The organism is Shewanella sp. 3_MG-2023 (assembly GCF_030548765.1).
Classification (GTDB): Bacteria; Pseudomonadota; Gammaproteobacteria; order Enterobacterales; family Shewanellaceae; genus Shewanella.
In genome coordinates, this window is record NZ_JAUOSH010000012.1 from 16,915 (window position 1) to 38,466 (window position 21,552).

Annotated in this window: 11 protein-coding genes; 7 read left to right on the plus strand and 4 right to left on the minus strand. The window is 41.6% G+C overall.

Translation table 11 applies throughout. The features are described 5' to 3' along the window. The first annotated feature begins 11 nt into the window (after positions 1-11). The 4 genes from aceF to Q4591_RS08730 all read left to right on the plus strand — a co-directional run bounded on the left by aceF (position 12) and on the right by Q4591_RS08730 (position 10,551). Positions 12-1,994, plus strand: coding sequence for a dihydrolipoyllysine-residue acetyltransferase (gene aceF / locus Q4591_RS08715; RefSeq protein ID WP_303460577.1), 1,983 nt, complete (start codon positions 12-14; stop codon positions 1,992-1,994). Between the two features lie 158 nt (positions 1,995-2,152). Continuing rightward, positions 2,153-3,583 (plus strand): dihydrolipoyl dehydrogenase, encoded by a 1,431-nt coding sequence (gene lpdA / locus Q4591_RS08720; protein ID WP_102475443.1) that lies wholly within the window; start codon positions 2,153-2,155, stop codon positions 3,581-3,583. Between the two features lie 204 nt (positions 3,584-3,787). Continuing rightward, positions 3,788-8,230: an EAL domain-containing protein gene (locus Q4591_RS08725; RefSeq protein ID WP_303460579.1), complete on the plus strand. Its 4,443-nt coding sequence runs from the start codon at positions 3,788-3,790 to the stop codon at positions 8,228-8,230. A 107-nt stretch (positions 8,231-8,337) separates the two neighbouring features. Further along, entirely contained in the window at positions 8,338-10,551 is a 2,214-nt protein-coding gene (locus Q4591_RS08730; RefSeq protein WP_102440027.1) for a patatin-like phospholipase family protein, read from the plus strand. Between the two features lie 82 nt (positions 10,552-10,633). On the opposite strand, the gene hxpB is transcribed toward Q4591_RS08730, so the two are convergent. Further along, a complete protein-coding gene (gene hxpB, locus Q4591_RS08735) occupies positions 10,634-11,296 on the minus strand; it encodes a hexitol phosphatase HxpB (RefSeq protein ID WP_102440026.1) in 663 nt (220 codons plus the stop codon). 436 nt (positions 11,297-11,732) lie between these two features. Here hxpB and acnB point away from each other — a divergent pair, with 436 nt between their 5' ends. After that, a complete protein-coding gene (acnB, locus tag Q4591_RS08740) occupies positions 11,733-14,330 on the plus strand; it encodes a bifunctional aconitate hydratase 2/2-methylisocitrate dehydratase (protein WP_303460582.1) in 2,598 nt (865 codons plus the stop codon). A gap of 83 nt (positions 14,331-14,413) precedes the next feature. Here acnB and Q4591_RS08745 read toward each other — a convergent pair whose 3' ends face one another. Then, the gene (locus Q4591_RS08745; RefSeq protein WP_102440024.1) at positions 14,414-14,623 is read right to left on the minus strand and encodes a hypothetical protein; all 210 of its coding nucleotides are present in this window, start codon (positions 14,621-14,623) and stop codon (positions 14,414-14,416) included. 621 nt (positions 14,624-15,244) lie between these two features. Here Q4591_RS08745 and Q4591_RS08750 point away from each other — a divergent pair. Both Q4591_RS08750 and Q4591_RS08755 read left to right on the plus strand, forming a co-directional pair. Then, positions 15,245-15,820, plus strand: a complete 576-nt coding sequence (locus tag Q4591_RS08750; RefSeq protein ID WP_303460586.1) for a hypothetical protein — start codon at positions 15,245-15,247, stop codon at positions 15,818-15,820. Position 15,821: 1 nt separating this feature from the next. Next, complete coding sequence (locus Q4591_RS08755) at positions 15,822-19,469, plus strand: tandem-95 repeat protein (protein ID WP_303460588.1); 3,648 nt, start codon at positions 15,822-15,824, stop codon at positions 19,467-19,469. Positions 19,470-19,643: 174 nt separating this feature from the next. Here the strand turns inward: Q4591_RS08755 and Q4591_RS08760 are convergent, their stop codons facing one another. Further along, positions 19,644-20,036, minus strand: a complete 393-nt coding sequence (locus tag Q4591_RS08760) for a gamma-butyrobetaine hydroxylase-like domain-containing protein (protein ID WP_102440021.1) — start codon at positions 20,034-20,036, stop codon at positions 19,644-19,646. Between the two features lie 174 nt (positions 20,037-20,210). Then, positions 20,211-21,536, minus strand: a complete 1,326-nt coding sequence (gene hslU, locus Q4591_RS08765; RefSeq protein WP_102440020.1) for an ATP-dependent protease ATPase subunit HslU — start codon at positions 21,534-21,536, stop codon at positions 20,211-20,213. Positions 21,537-21,552: the final 16 nt, after the last annotated feature.

A 21,552-nucleotide genomic window follows, 5' to 3' on the forward strand; every position in this document is an offset into this window, starting at 1 on the left:
GGAGAAACAAAATGGCTGAATTAAAAGAAGTTTTGGTTCCTAACCTTGATACTGATGCTGTGCAGGTTATTGAGATCTGTGCTGAGATTGGTGAAGTGCTTGAAAAAGAAGCATCAATCATCACAGTTGAAACGGATAAAGCGACTATGGATATTCCAGCACCCTTTGCTGGGAAATTAGTTGAGCTGAAAGTGGCTGTGGGCGATAGCGTTTCTGAAGGCTCGCTAATTGCGGTACTTTCTGTAGAAGCGGCTGGCGATGCGCCAGCGCCTGCAGCTGAAGTGGCTGCACCGGTAGCGGCGCCTGTTCAAGCCGCTGCTGCTCAAACCGCGGCTCCAGTAGCAGAAGCGCCAGCAACCGTTGCGGGTGGCACTGAAGTTATTGAAGTGCATGTGCCTGATATTGGTGATGCTGATAATGTTGATATTATCGAAGTGTTAGTGAGTGTGGGTGAAACCATTGAAGCTGACACAGGGCTTATTACCTTAGAAACTGATAAAGCAACCATGGAAGTGCCTGCGCCAACCGCAGGTGTGGTGAAAGAACTTAAAGTGAACGTTGGCGACAAGGTTTCACAAGGCTCTTTAGTGCTGATGCTTGAAGTAGGCACTAGTGCTAGTGCGCCTGTTGCTGAAGCAGTATCAGCGCCTGCAGCAAGCTCTGCTCCTGCAACATCGGTTGTTGAAGTTAAAGAAGTTGCAGTACCAGATATTGGTGATGCCTCTGATGTAGATGTGATTGAAGTGCTAGTTGCTGTTGGCGATATGCTTGACGTGGATACAGGTTTAATTACCTTAGAAACCGATAAAGCCACCATGGAAGTACCAGCGCCATTTGCCGGAAAACTGGTTGGTTTAACGGTTAATGTTGGCGATAAAGTATCTCAAGGTAGCATTATTGCTACGGTTGAGACGCAATCAACCGCACCTGCAGCTCCATTGCAAGCCGCTCCGGCAGCTAGTGCTCCTGCAGTTACTGCAGCAACACCAGCACCAGTTACCGCTGTGCCAGCAAGTAAGCCGCCTGTGCCGCATCATCCAAGTGCTGGTAGCCAACCTAAAACCGGTGCTGTACATGCATCACCTGCAGTTCGCCGCTTAGCGCGCGAATTTGGCGCTGATTTAACCCAAGTGAAAGGCTCTGGCCGTAAAGGACGTATTCTGAAAGAAGACGTTCAAGCCTTCATTAAATATGAACTTAGCCGACCTAAAGCGAGTGCTGCCACAGCGGTTGCTGGTGGCGCGGGTGGTTTGAATGTGATTGCAGCGCCTAAAGTTGATTTCAGTAAGTTTGGTGAAGTGGAAGAAGTGCCATTAAGCCGTATCCAGAAAATTTCTGGACCTAACTTGCATCGTAACTGGGTGACGATTCCACATGTGACCCAATTTGATGAAGCTGATATCACTGAATTAGAAGCATTCCGTAAACAACAAAATACACTTGCAGCTAAGAAGAAAGCGGATTACAAAATTACTCCGTTAGTATTTATGATGAAAGCCGTGGCGAAAACACTGGCTGAATTCCCTGTATTTAACTCAAGTTTAAGCCCTGATGGCGAGTCGTTAATCCAGAAGAAATATTTCCATATTGGTGTAGCGGTTGATACGCCAAACGGATTAATGGTGCCAGTGGTTCGTGATGTCGATAAGAAAGGCATTGTAGAGCTTTCTCGTGAGTTAACGGATATTTCAATTCGTGCCCGTGATGGCAAGCTGAAGTCAGCAGACATGCAAGGTAGCTGTTTTACTATCTCTAGTTTAGGTGGCATTGGTGGTACAGCATTTACCCCAATCGTTAACTATCCTGATGTGGCTATTCTTGGGGTATCAAAATCAGAAATGAAGCCGAAGTGGAATGGCACTGATTTTGAACCTAAGTTGATGTTGCCACTATCGTTATCATACGACCACCGTGTGATTGATGGGGCAATGGCTGCCAGATTTAGCGTGACATTATCAAGCATTCTTAGCGATATTCGTACGCTAATTTTGTAAACAAAAAGGCTGCTCATATTGAGCGGCCTTTTTATTCTTATCACTAGGATTGTGATCAGTATCAAACAAAGGGTAAAATGCGGCCACCTTACAAGATTTGACCACATTTTGCAGTTTGGACGGTTTTTCCGCCAACGATAGATAAAATAGAGGAAAACATGAGTAACGAAATCAAAACTCAGGTAGTAGTACTAGGTGCCGGCCCAGCAGGTTATTCAGCAGCTTTCCGCGCTGCAGATTTAGGTCTAGAGACTGTGATTGTAGAACGTTTTAGCACCCTTGGTGGTGTATGTTTGAACGTGGGTTGTATCCCATCAAAAGCACTTTTACACGTCTCTAAAGTCATTGAAGAAGCTAAAGCCGTTGCCGATCACGGTGTTGTTTTTGGTGAGCCTAAAATTGATTTAGACAAGTTACGCGGCTTTAAAGAAAAAGTAGTAGGTCAACTGACTGGCGGTTTAGGCGGAATGTCTAAAATGCGTAAAGTTGATGTGGTAAATGGTTTAGGTAAATTCACTAGCCCAAATACAATGGAAGTGACAGCTGAAGATGGCACTGTAACAGTGGTTAACTTTGATAATGCCATTATTGCAGCGGGTTCTCGTCCAATTAAACTGCCATTTATCCCACATGAAGACCCACGTATTTGGGATTCAACTGATGCTTTAGAACTGAAAGAAGTTCCTGAAAAGTTATTAGTGATGGGCGGCGGTATTATCGGCCTAGAAATGGGTACGGTTTACTCGTCTTTAGGTAGCCAAATTGACGTAGTTGAAATGTTCGACCAAGTTATTCCTGCTGCTGATAAAGATATCGTTCGAATTTATACTAAAAAGATTAAGAAGAAGTTTAACTTAATCTTAGAAACCAAAGTAACTGCAGTTGAAGCGAAAGAAGACGGCATTTATGTTTCTATGGAAGGTAAGAAAGCCCCATCTGAGCCAGTTCGTTACGACGCAGTATTAGTTGCTATTGGTCGTACACCAAACGGAAAAGGCCTAGACGCTGAAAAAGCTGGCGTAAATGTAGATGAGCGTGGCTTTATCAATGTTGATAAGCAAATGCGTACTAACGTTGCGAATATCTTCGCTATCGGTGATATCGTTGGCCAACCAATGCTTGCGCACAAAGGTGTGCATGAAGGTCATGTTGCTGCTGAAGTTATTTCTGGTCTTAAGCACTTCTTTGACCCTAAAGTTATTCCTTCAATTGCATACACAGACCCTGAAGTCGCGTGGGTTGGTCTTACTGAGAAAGAAGCCAAAGAGCAGGGCGTAGCCTATGAAACGGCATCATTCCCATGGGCTGCAAGTGGCCGCGCAATTGCTTCTGATGCAAGTGACGGTATGACCAAGCTCATCTTCGATAAAGAAACTCATCGCGTTATCGGTGGTGCTATCGTTGGTGTTAATGGCGGTGAATTACTTGGCGAAATCGGCCTAGCAATTGAAATGGGTTGTGATGCTGAAGATTTAGCCTTAACCATCCATGCTCACCCAACGTTACATGAATCTGTAGGTCTTGCGGCTGAAGTTTATGAAGGTTCAATTACTGATTTGCCAAACCCGAAGGCAAAAAAGAAAAAGTAACATGTAGCTATTTGTAGCTATTTGTAGCAATTTGTATTAAAGCACCTTTCGAGGTGCTTTTTTTTGCTCTAAATTTACTTTTAGGTGATATATTCAAATATTGTATTAAATTTAATTGTTTTTGTTGTTGCAGGCATAAAGCCATATAGGTTCACATAGAAGCGCTTAGCATAATAAAATCAATAAAAGAGTAACCCAGTCATAATGATAAAAGGAATTAAATCGTTTCTCACCTTGGTCGTTCTTACCCTTAGTTGCAGCTTTCCAAGCGTGGCTGACGATCTTGTCCAACGTTTATTTAATATCAAAGATGGCCTGGTTAATTACACTATCAATGACATTGCATTTGATGATTATGGCTATGTTTGGCTGGCAACTGAGCAGGGAGTATTTCGTGTTAGCGATACTGTTACCCGCCGCATTGATCAACCTGATAGTGATAATGCATTAGCTGCAGAAAACATTCATCTTATCGCTAAGGTGACTTCTCAGCGCCTTCTAGTCGCTTCTGGCACATCGCTTTACCTCTACGATATTAAACTCAATCGTTTTTCAGATGACATTATTGCCGGCCTCATAACTAGTGATGATTCTATTGTTGACGAAACACGTCTAGATAATGGTAACTTAATTCTGCTTACCCGTTTAGGTCAGGTGCTTGAGTTTGATGTGAATTCATTGTCAATCTCAGCGCTAACAGCCCAAGAATTGGATAAGACATTGCAATGGAATAGTGTTAATCAGCTAAGTGATGGCCGCTATATTTACTCATCCGCCTATGAAGTTGTGATAAAAAATGCCTGGGGCGAATTGATAAAACAAGTTAAGCGACCTATAGATAATATGTTGATTAAAAAGCTATTTGTAGATGCTGAACAGCGTATTTGGATCTTAAGTAACAAAGGCTTATATGAGCTAACCCTTCAAAGCTATCGGATGACTGCTACCACTGCGCTTCCTTTTGATATTCGTGGCGCGGTTGAAGGTAGTCGTGGTCATTTGTGGCTTTATACCAGAAGTGGGCTATTTTCATGGGATAAGCAATCATCGAAGGCAATTTCATATAAAGAGGAATTAAAAAATGATGCTGACGTTGATTATATCGACGATATGGCTGTTGATGACGATGGTTTAATTTGGCTTGGCGGCGCAGGCGAAGGTTTAGTGTTACTGGCAATAGCTCCTGAATTTTTATTGGAAAGTTTCACTCATTCATCAACTTATCAAATTGAAGATGACATGATTTGGAGTATTTATGCCGAGCAAGATAAAGTTTGGCTCGGCGGTGATGGTGGCTTGACCATTGTTGATAAATCAACCAAGACTTCAAAATATCTTATCCCTGCAGGCTTTGAAGCGAGAGATTCAATTTACGGAGTTAATGAGCTTGATAATCAGCATATTGTGGTAACAACAACCAGTGGACTGTTTGTCATTAACAAACAAACTGATCAGCAAGTTGATTTTAGCCATTTTGCTGCATCAAGTGACTCGCTAAAAGGTAAATTGTTATTTAACTCCTATGCAGACCCACTGTTTAGCGGCAGGGTTTGGTGGGGAGCAGATAATGATGTTTATTATTGGCAGCCAGGGTTAGACAATATCGTCACTGTGTCACCGACAGAGCATATTCTTCTATCCCACTCAGTGAACATTCGAAGTTTTTTCCGTGAAAATCATGATCGTCTGTGGATCGGTGGCGCAGGTCTATTTGGCTATATAGATAGCAATAATAATGTCACTTCATTAAACGCAGCGTTAGGCATTAACCACAAGGATATTATGATTACTAATATCCACCAAGTTGATAATACAACCCTGTGGTTAGGGACTCGCCAAAATGGGGTCATTGTTTTTGACACCCAAACCCATGAGATTTCATCCATGAGTGACTATTGGCATGTTGATTGCCCGACGATTTACTTTATCGAGCAAACTGAAAAAGATCATTTGGTTGGCTGCAGCTCTTCGGTCATTAGACAAAATAAACAGACAAAAGCCATTGATGTATTTTTTACTAGCGATGGATTTATTGGTAATGAGTTTAATGAGTCAGCAGCTTATTATGACCCTAATGCAGGCTTATATATTGGCGGCCCTAATGGGGCGATGTTAGTTGATATTGATAAGCTTGCACCTCGAGTAAGTAATGATGATATCGCCCTTGAGTCCATTGCGATTTACTATGAGGACAATACAGAGTATCACTTGATACCTGAATCCTTTAACTTAGTGCGCCCTGGGGCTAACTTAATCAGTTTTCAAATAACCACTTTCGACTACGTGAATGAAACGCCAATCAGCTTAAAGTACCGTTTGCTTCATGAGCATAATAGCTTAGATAGCCAGTATATTTATCTGCAAGGCCAAACTCAGATTAATATTGCTGACTTAAAAGCGGGTGAATATACCCTAGAGCTATTGCATAAACAGCATGGGGTGTGGGCAAGCAGTCCGTTTCAATTTAGTTTTAAGGTTGAACAATTTTGGTGGGCGTCACAGTGGTTTAAAGCCTTAGTGCTTTTTGCCATTCTTTTTGGGGTATTTACCTCTTTATGGCTTCGTAAAAAACAAATAAACCGTGTTATTGGTATTAATCAGGCATTAAGGGAAAGTGAAGACAAATTACGTCAATCACTGCGCGGTAGCGATTCAGATTTATGGGAGTGGCAAGCTAGCACTAACCAAATCCAATTTGATAATAAATCGGGTCTGTTGGGTGAGAGAAGAAAGTTATCTTATCTCGTGCCTGATATACCGATTGTTGCCGCCGATAAAGATAACCTCCAGCAGCAATGGCGAGCTTTGTTAAAGGGCGATAAAGAAACCATTGATGTAGAATTTAGGTATCACCGTGGTGAAGAGGCTATTGGTTGGCTGCGCATCAGAGGCCGCGCAGTTACCCGCAATCAGACTACAGGGCAATTAGAGCAAGTTGCCGGTATTTATACTGAGGTGTCTGAGCAACGTGAGCTTCAAAATGAAATTGATTTGTTTGCCAAGGCATTTGAAAACACCTCAGAAGGCATGTTAATTCTTGATAGTCGCAAGCGGGTGAAATTACTAAATACCGCAGCTGCAACTATCTTTACCAGCAAGCATGAAGCACTTGATGGAAGGGGGTTTGAGTCATTATTGTATGTGGATCATGGCTCCAAAAATATCGATGATTTATTGCAAAATAGCCGCTCATGGAATGGCGAGTTAAGCTTTAAACGGGGGAATAATGAACATTTTCCTGTTTGGGCTAATATCTCTAAAATGTCTGATAAGCGCGATATCTCACAGCACTATGTGGTGGTGTTTTCAGATATTACCCAGCGAAAACAATACGAGTCTAATTTACGGCACTTAGCCAATAATGACGTGCTTACAGGCCTTGCTAATCGAGCGATGTTTACTCGTCAGTTACAACAGATTATTGAGCAAGCTAGCCACACTAATGAAAAGTTAGCATTATTGTTTTTGGATTTAGATCGCTTTAAGCACGTCAATGACTCTTATGGTCATAGCATGGGGGATGCTTTACTCGTTGAAGCGGCTAAACGCTTAAAAAATAGTGTTGGTGATGATCATCTGGTTTGCCGTTTTGGTGGTGATGAGTTTGTCATATTGGTTCGAAATGCTGATTCTATTGATCAGATAAATTTGATTGCTGAGCAAATTTTACAAAGGTTTGCTACGCCGTTTAAATTATTTGGCCGTGAGTTTTTTGTTTCAACCAGTATTGGTATCAGCATGTGGCCTGAAGATAGCCAAGATTCTGAAACCTTAATTAAAAATGCTGATTTAGCCATGTATCACGCCAAAGAAGAAGGCCGAGGTAACTTTCAATATTACTCTGCTGAGCGCAATGCTGAAGCGCAATATCATTTGAAAATTGAAGCTGACTTACGTAGCGCCATCGAAAATAACGACTTTGAGCTTTATTACCAACCTCAGGTAGACATACTCCAAGGTGATAAATTTGTAGGGATGGAAGCGCTGCTCCGCTGGCGTCACCCTATCGAGGGCTTTATTCGGCCAGATATCTTTATCAAGGTGGCTGAATCTTGTGGATTAATTATTGATATAGATCGCTGGGTGCTGCGCCAAGCCTGTATCGATGGTGCAAGATGGCATGCCCTTTACGACCAGCCTTTTCAGCTGTCAGTCAATGTGTCTGCAGTGCAGTTTAGACAAGTTGATTTTATTGAGAATTTAAAAGCGACCTTAGCCGATACTGGTATGCCGGCAAAGTGCCTTGCTATGGAAATTACCGAAGGGGTGTTGATGAAAGAGCTGCAGGTGGCAAGATCGCATTTAACCCAGCTTAAGCAGCTTGGTATTGAGGTGGCCATCGATGATTTTGGCACCGGTTATTCATCACTGGCGTATTTAAGAAGCTTTGAGGTGAATACCTTAAAAATCGATCGCTCCTTCTTAATTGATATTGCTACTAATGAAGCTGATCAAGCCATTGTGAGCAGTATTATTGAACTGGCAAGAAACCTAAAATTACAGGTGGTCGCAGAAGGGATAGAGTCTCACGCACAAATGGAGCAAGTTTTTAGCCGAGGTTGTTATATCATCCAAGGGTATTTCTTTGCCAAACCTATGCCAAAGGCTGAGCTGGATAAGTTTATCGGGATTGGGAAAAAGCTGTAATAAAGCGAAGTTCGCATGGTTAACAGTAAGTTATAAAGGTTTTATTCATGTGAGTTTTCTCTGTTAGAATGACGCGGTAGATCATGATTAAAGATAGGATGCTTTATATGGGCCGTAAGATTGCACTGCTGTTACTACTCAGTTTATTTTCACACAACTTAATGGCTAAAGAACGCCAGTCAGTGGGATTAGTATTAAGTGGTGGCGGCGCAAAAGGCGCGGCGCATATTGGGGTGCTTAAGGTGTTAGAGCAGCATCGCATTCCGGTTGATTATATTACTGGTACCAGTATCGGCTCCTACGTCGGCGGCATGTATGCCTTAGGTTATAGCGCCGCAGAAATCGAACACATTATGCTTAACTCCCCTTGGGCTGATGGCTACTCAGATACCATTCCTCGAGAAGTACTTACTTACCGCGATAAACAACACCGCGACAAATTTAATATCCCCATTAACGTAGGTTATAAAGATGGCGGCTTAGCCGTCCCCAGTGGCTTATTACTTGGCCAAACCATGTCGCAACTATTACGTTCATCAACTGATGTGGTAGAGCAATTTGGCGATTTTGATGATCTAGCTATTCCTTATCGCGCTGTGGCAACTGATCTAGTTACTAGTCATGCAGTGGTATTAGCTCAAGGCAGTATCGTTAAAGCCATGCAAGCCTCTGCAACGGTACCCGGGGCATTACAACCGGCTGAAATAGACGGCAAGCTACTGGTTGATGGTGGCATCTCAAATAACATGCCTGTCGATGTCATTAAAGCCATGGGCGCAGATGTGGTCATTGCCATTGATATTGGCTCACCATTGGCCAGCAAAGAGCAACTTAATGGCACGATTGCGGTGTTGGAGCAGCTTTCAACCATTTTGACCAAAGCCACCACAGAGCATCAAAAAACATTATTAACCGATGATGATGTGCTGATCCGTCCTGCGATTGATGACATGAGCACCACTGACTTTGATATCATGCCTGACGCATTAGCTGCCGGCACAGTGGCGGGCGAAGCAGCGCTGCCAATGTTGACACATTTAAGTGTCAGCGCTGAAGAATATCAGGCCTATCAAGACAATAAACAACGCGCCAAATTACTACTAGTTAATCAAGTTAACCGCCCAGTGATTAAGATTGTATTTGATAATCAATCTAGAGTGAGTGAAAGCCTGTTAGATGAAGAGTTAGCTCTTAAAAAAGGCACAGTGATCACCAAAGAAGCCTTAGACGAGGGCATAAAACGGCTTTATTCCCTTAATAAGTTTCAGCGTGTTGATGCCGAGTTTGAAGACACAGAAGCTGGACGCATATTAACAGTGACCACCCATGCCAAATCCTGGGGGCCAAATTATTTTGACGCCGGTTTTAACTGGGAAGATGACTTTACCTTAGATTCAGCCATTACCCTTAGTCTGGCTTATACCATGGGTGAGCTGACTGATAATGGCGGTGAGTGGCGTAACGAAGTTCAGTTAGGTTACGACAAGCGAGTTAGCTCAGAATTTTATCAGCCATTAGACAGAGACCAAGACTTCTACATTCGTTCTAAATACGAATTTGAGATCAAAAACTGGGATTATTATGATGATAACAACCGAGTCTTTGAGCTTAAAAACACCCTAAATCAATTGGCATTTGGAGTGGGTTATAACTATTCCCACGCTGGATTAATTGAGATTGGCGCAGTGGGTGAAATTGGTGATTTAAGTAATAAAGCCGTTTCTGCCCAAGATCTTGAATATGGCTCTTATGGCGGCTATTTTTCCTTTAGTTTTGACACCTTAAATAGCATTAGTTTCCCTACAGAAGGGCAGCGGTTAACGTTTACGGCCTCGGTAAGAAATGAAGATTATAAAGGCGCGGTTATTAATGACTCTGATGAACTATCTTGGCAGTTTGAAGCGGATTGGAAAGGGGCGCTTAAGCTAGGTAACCATGCCATTGTAGGTAAAGTCGCTTTAGCCACCGTTGATGTGGACCGTGATTTTACTTTACATGTTGCAGAGCTCGGTGGCTTTTTAAATCTGTCAGGTTTTCATAAAGGCGCATTGGCAGGTGCCCATAAAGCCTTTGGCGCCTTGATTTATCAATATGATTTAGGCCGAGATGTGTTACTCAGTGATGTGCCGTTATACATAGGTACTAGCTTTGAAGCGGGTAATGTGTGGACTAATCGTGATGCAGTGGACTTTGATGACCTTATCTATGCAGGTAGCTTATATTTAGGCACTGATACCAGCTGGGGTCCTGCCGCACTTGGCTTTGGTTTGACAGATACTGGCGAGCAATCGTTTTACTTATTTTTAGGTAAAAACTTTTAATTGTTCAGTTTGAATATAAAAAGCTGCCGTATCTTTAGATAAGGCAGCTTTTTTTATGGCAGATGTTAGCAAGACACTACTACTAGATATTTTCAATCAATGATTTAAGCTGACCTAAATGTGCTAGCTGGTGGTGAGCCACTTGCCAGCGAGACTGACCGGCGAATTCAGTCGCAGGGATTGCCACCGTTTGCATGCTTGCCGCTCTTGCTGCGATCAGGCCATTAAATGAGTCTTCAATAGCTAAGCACGTTGCAGGCTCAACGCCTAAGGCCGTGGCACAATTTACATAAACCTCAGGGTGGGGTTTGCCATATTGCAGCTTTTCGGCAGAGGCTATGGCCTCAAAATAATCCCTAATAGCCAGTTTATTCATTACTGCAGCAATTAAGTCACTGGACGATGAGGTAGCTAAGCCAATTTTTAGCCCTTGCTGCTGACAAGCTTGTAATGCTGCCACTACCCCCTGCATCGGCTTGCCTTCAGTTTCAATAAAGTGAATAACCCCATCAATAATTTGTTGGGAAACCGCTTGATTATCATACTCAGGCCAAGGGTATTTTTGATACCAATAGTGGACCAGAAGATCAATTCTCATGCCGGTGGTTTTTTCGGCATCAGCAAGAGTGATAGGCACGCCCAATTGACTTAATACTGCCACCTCGACTCGTTGCCAAGCGGGCTCGGTATCAATAATGACCCCATCCATATCAAAAATAACCGCGTTAATTTTTATCAATGTCATAATAGTCCTGTTTACTGTTTTGAATATCTAAGCAATAAGGTTGAATAAGTATGTTGGTGGGTGCAAGTGATTAATATTAGCCAAATAACTATGCCTAACAGTCAAAATAATTGCAAAAAAATAGCGACAATTTGCTGAAGTAGACTCGGTTAAGTTTAAATTGTATGTATTATTTAATATATTGAATTAAATCATTTTTTATAATGTTTTAAACTATCGTCTAATTTTATTTGTTTAAAGTGAGCTGTAAATTAGCCATCGAACTCAAAATTCAGATAGATTTCGCCTCCGATAGAGTGTGATCTAATTCATACTTTTGCAAACCTGTAGTATACTACGGGTCGGATTTCAAGCCCGAACCTGTGGAATGGTCATTCTCTATATTGAATGACGTTCAGTTTCGCTGTTAGGCGCAATAACAAAGAGGAATGTTGCCGTGCTAGAAGCATATCGTAAACACGTCGCAGAACGTGCTGCAGAGGGTGTTGTCCCTAAGCCATTAGATGCACAACAAGTGGCTGAATTAGTGAAGTTAGTTGAGACGCCGCCTGCTGGTGAAGAGGCCGTGATTCTTGACTTATTAGAGAATCGTATTCCCCCAGGTGTTGATGAAGCTGCCTACGTAAAAGCAGCATTCTTAGATGCAGTGGCTCAAGGCGCTGTATCGTCACCCATCCTTTCAGCTGAGCGTGCTACCGAGCTATTAGGTACCATGCAGGGCGGTTACAACATTGAACCGCTTATCGCTCAATTAGATAATGATGCACTTGCGCCAATCGCGGTTACTGCGTTATCAAACACCTTATTGATGTTTGATGCCTACCACGACGTGGTAGAAAAAATGCAAAAAGGTAATGCTTTTGCTAAGCAAGTTGTTGAGTCTTGGGCCGAAGCAGAATGGTTCTTAAACCGTCCTAAATTAGCTGAAAAGATCACCTTGACCGTATTTAAAGTATCAGGCGAGACAAACACAGATGACTTGTCTCCGGCTCCTGATGCATGGTCTCGTCCAGACATCCCATTACATGCTTTAGCGATGCTGAAAAATGCCCGTGACGGTATTGTACCTGATGTTGCTGGCACTGTTGGTCCAGTTAAAGAAATCGAAGCCCTTAAAGGCAAAGGTTACCCGCTTGTTTATGTGGGTGATGTTGTTGGTACCGGCTCTTCACGTAAATCAGCGACTAACTCAGTACTATGGTTCATGGGCGATGATATCCCTTATGCGCCAAACAAGCGTGCAGGTGGTTTCTGCTTAGGTGGTAAAATTGCCCCTATCTTTTTCAACACCATGGAAGATGCAGGCGCGCTACCAATCGAGCTTAACGTAGACAAGATGAACATGGGCGATGTTATCGACATCTATCCATACGAAGGCGTCGTTAAGCGTAACGGTAGCGATGAAGTTATCTCTACGTTCGAGCTAAAAACCGAGGTACTGCTTGATGAAGTACGTGCTGGTGGCCGTATTCCATTGATCATTGGCCGCGGGTTAACTGACCGTGCCCGTGAAACATTAGGCCTTGCGGCTTCTGAAGTGTTTGTTCGCCCACAAGATGTGGTTGCAACCAATAAAGGCTTTACGCTGGCACAAAAAATGGTTGGTAAAGCATGTGGTGTTAAAGGTATTCGCCCAGGTCAATACTGCGAACCTAAAATGACGTCGGTTGGTTCACAAGACACCACAGGCCCAATGACCCGTGACGAACTGAAAGATTTAGCATGTTTGGGCTTTAGCGCCGATTTAACCATGCAGTCTTTCTGCCACACTGCGGCTTATCCTAAACCTATCGATGTGAACACTCACCACACCTTACCTGATTTCATCATGAATCGTGGCGGTGTTGCACTGCGTCCAGGCGACGGGGTTATTCACTCTTGGTTAAACCGAATGTTACTACCTGATACCGTTGGTACTGGTGGTGATTCACATACCCGTTTCCCAATCGGTATTTCATTCCCAGCCGGTTCTGGCCTAGTAGCATTTGCTGCTGCAACAGGTGTTATGCCTCTTGATATGCCAGAGTCAATTTTGGTGCGCTTTAAAGGTGAAATGCAACCAGGTATCACCTTACGTGACCTAGTTCATTCTATCCCGCTTAAAGCCATTGAAATGGGTCTGTTAACGGTAGAGAAGAAAGGCAAAATTAACGCTTTCTCTGGCCGCGTATTAGAAATTGAAGGTCTTGAGCAACTTAAAGTTGAACAAGCATTCGAATTATCTGATGCATCAGCAGAACGAAGTGCTGCAGGTTGTACGATTAAGCTAGATAAAGAGCCAATCATTGAATACCTAAACTCTAACATCGTGATGTTGAAGTGGATGATTTCTGAAGGTTATGGTGACCGCCGTACCATCGAGCGTCGTATTACAGCGATGCAAGAGTGGTTAGCAAACCCAGAGCTAATGGAAGCAGATGCAGATGCTGAATATGCTGAAATTATTGAAATCGATTTGAACGATATCAAAGAGCCAATTCTTTGTGCGCCAAACGATCCAGATGATGCGGTATTACTATCATCAGTTGCAGAAACAAAAATTGACGAAGTATTCGTTGGTTCTTGTATGACTAACATTGGTCATTTCCGCGCAACCGGTAAAATGCTAGAGAAGTTTGCAACGACCTTGCCAACGCGTCTATGGATTGCACCGCCAACTAAGATGGATAAAGACCAGTTAACTGAAGAAGGTTACTACGCGATCTTTGGCCGTGTTGGTGCGCGTATCGAGATCCCGGGTTGTTCACTGTGTATGGGTAACCAGGCACGTGTTGCTGAAGGTGCGACCGTTGTTTCAACGTCAACACGTAACTTCCCTAACCGTTTAGGTACAGGTGCAAATGTGTACTTAGCATCAGCTGAGTTAGCAGCAGTAGCGGCATTGTTAGGCCGTCTACCGTCTCCTGCTGAGTACCAAGAATACGCGAAAGAGTTAGATGCAACTGCAGCTGATACTTACCGTTACTTGAACTTTGATCAAATTGATTCTTACACTAAGAAAGCTGACAGCGTGATTTTCCAAACTGCGCTTTAATCTTTAAAAAGATGACTGACGTTTAAAAGCGTCAACTGAAAAATGCCAGCGATTAAGCTGGCATTTTTAATGGGCGAGATAAATTACTTTTGTATATTTCGCCAACCTTCAATTTCAGGTGTTGAGAGCAAATAGGAGTGAAAAGTCAGAATTCCAATGGTTCTTCTTATGCGTTCAGCCCAAATTAAGCCAGCAATGAAACCTAGAAATAGTGAAAGATATAAGGTTGAAAACATGCCTTCTAAGCCAAGCATATCTAAAATGAATAAGTTGATAATGGCACCAATTGCCATGGGTTATATCACTATTTGAAAGTATAGCCATCCGACAAGAAGGTATCCTTGAGCATACATATACCATTCTAGAGGTTTGAATAAATTGATTTTTGACATGGGGTCACTCTTGCTTGAGAAAACTCTGTTAATAATTAACGCCTAACTTGAAGGGTTTTCGTATATAAGATATTGATAATAATATACTACATTTTAATATTTTGGTTCAAAGAGTTTATCAAGATAATCAAGTTCGCCCAGAACTCTCGTTAGAAACGTGTCATTTTTGATAAAATATTACTTAGCCAGCTGGGACTATGATTTATAAATAATTCAAGTAAGGTGATCAGTTTCACTTTATTAAGCTGATACTGAAATGTCCAAACTGCGTTTGGAAAAAGTCGTGGGTTATCCACCCACACCCGACCAAGAGGGGAAACAACAGCAATCCCCCTCTTTGATCACCCATGCTTGTGATGATAGATTGGAATATCGATATTTTGATTGAATTATATGGAGTCAATTAAAATGTAATTTAAAATTAATGTTGCGATCATTACTTGAGACACTTTGATTTATTGTTGTAGTCTGTTAACATTTTGTAATTACATGGAATTAAATCGGTTTTCAAGGATGATTAGAGTGTTTTTTACACTTTTGGGTATTTTGCTTTTTGTTTTATGCAGCTCAGCTTCAGCTAGAGTAGTGTATGTTTTTAATTCCCCATTAGACATAACACGTTATTACACAACTCAAATAGTAGGCGAGCAAAATAACGCTAGATTTGAATTAATCGAATTTGATTCTAATCAAGTGCTTTTGTCTCACCGCATTCTATTGAATCCACCACTAGATATCAGTTGCCTTGATAATACCTTATCTAACCCTAATACAGGTTTCGCATACAAATATACAATAACTGGCCAAACCCTAGAAAGTTGTTCAATTAGCCCAACCGCTGTAGCCTCGACTTATATCGATGCAAGTGAATTAGCTCTTGAGGCTAGTGTCATGATTTCTAAAATCCATTCGGATATTTTACCAGATCACCAATTACTCGGTCATATTCTATTTGATCGAGTGTTTCAACTTACTTCATTAAAAAAATTCAGGGTTTTACTTCCTAGAATTGCAAATCAGTTACAGGAACATAAACAGCTGATTGTTAATGAGGGAAATCATACTTTTCAAATATTGTTACTATCTAAAAGGAAATAGAATGAAGCAGTTTAGTTTTAGTAAAAGCGCTTTATGTATAGGCTTAGCGCTAGGGTCTACATCGGCAATGGCAGCTAATAGTTGGCTCTCAAGGGTTAACACTGAATCAGAAAATTATGAGGCGAAAGTTTTAGTTGCTTCACAGCTGCAAGCTGTTCAGCAAAAAAGTAATAGCTCTGCCAAAGCTGTATTTGATATTACAGTTTCTTTGCATAACAACCCTGAAGGCTCTGATCAACAACAGTATGAAGAAATATTAGGAAACTTTGCTGATGGTATATGTGAACAATCTAACGGTGAACATAAGTTAGGCAAGGTCAGTATCTTTAGAGAGAACAAGCATCGATCTAAGTCAGATATTATTTGGGGCGCAAGAGAGTGGCCTAGAGCTAATGCATCAGGTTTTGGTGCAAATGGTATGCACATCTGGTTTGGTGATGTATTTCCTAATGGTACTGGGCCAGGTACTGATTATGATATGTTAAGCAACCCTGTTGGTGCTGGCTATACCCTTGCTCATGAGTGGGGCCACTATGCATATGGATTATTCGATGAATATAAAGGCAACTCTGCAACAGGGATTAGCAGTAGAACATTAAGCACAGATATTGCTACGGACTCAATTATGAGTAATCAATGGCAAGCTGTGAATGGTGAAATGAAATGGCTGAATCATTCAACTGCGAGCGTTATTGGTAACCATAGCAGAACAGCACAAGGTCGAGTTTATGGTAAAAGTGCTTGGGAAGTTTTACTTCAAGATACCAAAAATGACCCTAAGTCTGGTCGTAAAACAGCGCAACCAAATCGAACTCGTTTTACCACTCTCGCCAACAACGCACCTGACTTAGCAACCCCTTTAAAAGAAGAGTTGCCAGGTTTGCAAGCGACCTGTAGAGAGCAACTTAACTTTGTCTGGGTTGAGGGTGATATTGATATGCAGGTCGTGATAGATCGCTCAGGGAGCATGTCCGGCTCTCCAATTAATAACGCGAAACAAGCAGCTATAACTTTAGTTGATGCAGTTGCTGAAGGCACCACAGCAATGGGGTTGGTATCGTTTTCTAGCACAGCGACCCAAGATTTCCCCATACAAATAATTCCAAATGCAGATACAACCGTTAAACCCGCATTGAAAAATACAATTGACGCAATTCGTTCAACAGGAAGTACAGCTTTATTTGATGGTAGCCAACTTGCGTTAACTAATTTAAATAATTATCAAAATACTTCCGGTAGTGGCGCACCAGGAGTGGTATTTTTGCTAGCAGATGGTGATGATAACAGTTCTAGATTTAGTGAATCTGAAGTTATAGTTGAATATCAGCAAGCAAATGTGCCTATTTTTAGTTTTGGTTATGGCTCTGCATCTCCAACTGGACCACTGCTAACATTAGCCAATTCAACAGGTGGCAAGTACTTTTCATCTCCAACAACCTTGGCTGAAATTACTGATGCTTTTTTGCAAGCTAATGCTGTTGCAACAGACAACCAAAACATTGTCTCGTCATCTATGAACATTGCAAATGGTAGCAGTGTTGTAAAAGAAATACATATTGATTCAGGGTTAGATAATATCAATATCTTTATTAACCATAATGGTAACCCTGATGAGATTTTACTAAAACTTATCGATGCTAATGATGCAGAGGTGTCTGGTATAGATTTTGCCTGTACTCAGGTGTCATCGACTCAATCTTGTAATGTTAATATCCCTAACAGCATTATTGCGTCGCTAGGGCATGGGCAATGGAAGCTAAAAGTTTTAAATAATCAAACAAATTATCCTGTAGACGTAACAGTTAATGTAATTGGGGAGCCAAGTTTACAAGGTAGCTATACTGTTTCTGTAGAAGGTTTTGCTGGGAATGCCGTGACTTATCCTAATCCGATGATTTTAACAACGGCATTAACCAAGGATAAATTGATTACTGGTGCCAACGTCATTGCTACGATAATCGATCCAGCACAAAGAGAAACTACTTTATCGATGCTTGATGATGGTTTAGCGGGGGATGCAGTTGCTGGTGATGGTATTTATTCAGCTATTGCACCATATAGCCTTAATGGTATACATCAAGTTGAGGTAAATGTTAATAATGCAGACAGTAAAGCTCAATATACAAGTACTGGGTTATTGACCCCTACACTCGATGGTTCTGAACCAGAAGAGGAAGCTTTACCTACTATTGATGAAAACTTTGTTCGTATTACCAAAACTTCCTTAGTGGTGTCAGATATTCCTTATTCTGATGGCGATGACAGTTATTTTTATTCAACTTCTCTTGAAGCTGATAATACTGGTATAGATGGCATGATCGATCTGGCGGGAGATGTTGATTTTTATGTTGTTGAAAATATAGATACGACTAAAGACATGGTAGTACGTGTATCTGACTTTAGTTTAGATATGCTGCCATCATTAGCTATTTATAAATCTGATGGATTAACCATTATTACTGAAGGTATCACTGTAGTAAGCAATCCATCATCAACGGATTATTTATATTTCAAAATAGCTTCAGCAGACTTAGAAGCAAAGATATATGTCTCTGTTAGTCATGAAGATTCAGCTGCAACTTTTGGAGGTTATATAGTTAGTGCTGGTGAGCCACTAAACACAGATGTACCGCCAAATTATGCGCCTGAAGTTAATGATGATGTTGCTATGGTTTGGGTCGGTCAGACAGTATCAATCTCTCCGTTAGAGAATGACACAGATTTAGATGGAGACACGTTAGTTATTGATAGTGTAGATACGTCATCTTTAAGAGGGGGAGTAACGTTAGTAGGCGAAACATTAACTTATGATCCAGGTTCAGCTTTTGATAGTGAAGCTGAAGGTGCAAGGTTAATCGACAGCTTGACTTATACAGTCACTGACAATAAGGGGGCCTTTGTAGAGGGTAAAATAGACATTACAGTTAAAGTTAATACCTCTCCTGATGCAAACCCAGATAGCGTTTCAGTGGATGAGGATAAGACAGTAACGATAAGCCCTTTATTAAATGATGCTGATGCCGATGGTCATAGCTTTACATTGACGAACACTCAATCTCCTTCTGATGGTGTATTAGTCGATAATGGTGATGGCAGTTTAACCTATGATCCTAATGGCCAGTTCTCTAGCTTGATTAAAGGTGAAACCGCAACTGAATTATTTACTTATTCAATTACTGATGAACTAGGCGCTGTAAGTACTGGAGATATAACAATTAATATTGTTGGTATTAACACTGCCCCAGAAGCTATTGCGGATGTTGCTGAAACAACTAAAGGCGCTGATGTACAAATTAACCTTATTGCTAACGATTCGGACGCAGACGCTGATGATTTATCGGTGATCAAAATTGATAGCTCAGAGCTTAAAGGTTTAGTAACTAATAATGACGATGGTACTGTAACCTACAGCCCTAATGGTCAATTTAGTGAGTTGTACCAAGGCGAATCAGCAACAGAAATATTCAGTTATACAGTTTCTGATGGTGAAGAAGAGGCTGCAGCACAAGTGACAGTCACTATTAATGGAGAAGGGACTAAACCTATTCCTGATGTTGAACCTGAAAAAGAAAAGTCATCAGGTGGTAGCATGTCATGGCTATTATTGTTGTTGACGCCTCTGGTGTTCAATAGACGTAAACCTAAATAAACGTTAGTTTTACTAGTAATAATGGACCAGTTTTCTGGTCCATTATTTAGTCTCTAAAACAGTCAGGAAGGCTTGATAAGAGCAGTTTAAATATTTTGCAGTTACGTAATAAATAGAGTAAAAATTAGAAGTTAAAACCAAGATCCAATTAAAGGCGTAATGCCTAATTTAATCTTATGAATACTTAATATTCATATTAATCAAAGGTTCACGAGAACCTTTCTCTGCACGTAAACGAGCCAAATAACGTTCCCAGATTTCCACTTGTTGGTTACCCAATTCAAATAAAATCTTCCACGAAAACAAGCCGGTATCATGACCATCATCAAAAATGATTTTTACTGCATAATTGCCTACAGGCTCAATGGCAGTGATATTGACGTTTTTCTTGTGGGTGACCAAAATTGGATTGCCGTGGCGCTGCACTTCAGCTGAAGGGGAGTGAACACGTAGCATTTCGCAGCTGATATTAAACACTTCACCGCTTTCAAAGCTCACTTCAAGTAACTTAGATTTACGCTTTAATTTAAGATTGGTTACAACGGGGCTATTGGCTTGCTGGTTCATGGCATTGCTCTCTTTAAAATACTGTCAGCAACGTTAAGATACTCTTGGCTGGCAATGATAGACAATAAAAAAGGTGATAGTCCATTGTGGCACTATTCACCTTTAATTTCCTAATATCTGTGAGGCTAAATTAGTAATAGATCACAGCTAGGTTGAGATAAGCTTAAGTAATCACTACAAAATGAAGCGGCTTAAGTCTTCATCTTCTACTAGGGCATCTAAGTGATCATTGACATAGTCGGCATCAATTACAAAGGTGCTACCTGATTTTTCTGAAGCGTCATATGAAATCTCTTCCATCAGCTTTTCCATCACAGTATGCAGGCGACGAGCACCGATGTTTTCAGTGGTCTCGTTCACTTGCCACGCCGCTTTAGCAATGCGTTCAATACCACATTCACTAAATTCAACTTTAACGCCTTCAGTCCCCATTAACGCCACATATTGCTCGGTTAATGATGCATGTGGCTCAGTTAGAATACGTTTAAAGTCATCAGCGGTGAGTGCACTTAGCTCAACACGGATTGGTAAACGACCTTGAAGCTCAGGGATTAAATCCGATGGCTTAGACATCTGGAATGCACCTGAGGCGATAAACAAGATGTGGTCGGTTTTGACCATGCCGTGTTTAGTGGTCACAGTACAACCTTCGATTAATGGCAGTAAGTCACGTTGTACCCCTTCACGTGATACGTCAGGGCCTGAGCTTTCGCCGCGCTTACAAATCTTGTCGATTTCATCTAAAAATACGATACCGTTTTGCTCTACCAAGTCGATAGCTTGCTCTTTCATGTCTTCTTGATTGACAAGTTTTGCAGCTTCTTCTTCGATAAGCAGCTTGAAGGCCTCTTTAATTTTAACCTTTTTACGGTTTTCTTTAGTTTGCCCCATGTTTTGGAACATACTTTGAAGCTGATTAGTCATCTCTTCCATGCCTGGAGGTGACATGATCTCAACACCCACTTGCGGCGCGGCTAAGTCGATATCAATTTCTTTATCGTCTAGCTGGCCTTCACGTAATTTCTTACGGAAGATTTGACGGGTATTTGAATCATCTTTCTTTTCAGTATCCCAGTCTTCTTTTGGCTTAGGCAATAGGGCATCAAGAATGCGCTCTTCTGCAAGCTCTTCAGCGCGATGACGGCCTTTTTTCATTTGCTGTTCGCGGGTCATTTTCACGGCTGAGTCAGTTAAATCACGGATGATTTGCTCAACTTCTTTACCGACATAACCCACTTCAGTGAATTTAGTGGCTTCTACTTTAATGAAAGGCGCATTAGCTAGTTTTGCTAAGCGGCGGGCAATTTCAGTTTTACCGACACCGGTTGGGCCAATCATTAAAATATTCTTTGGCGTCACTTCTTGGCGAAATGAGGCTTCAAGCTGCATGCGTCTCCAACGGTTACGAAGCGCAACGGCTACAGAACGTTTAGCATTTTTTTGACCAATGATGTGCGAGTCTAGCTCATGGACAATCTCGCGTGGGGTCATTTCAGACATAGATAATTCCTTACGT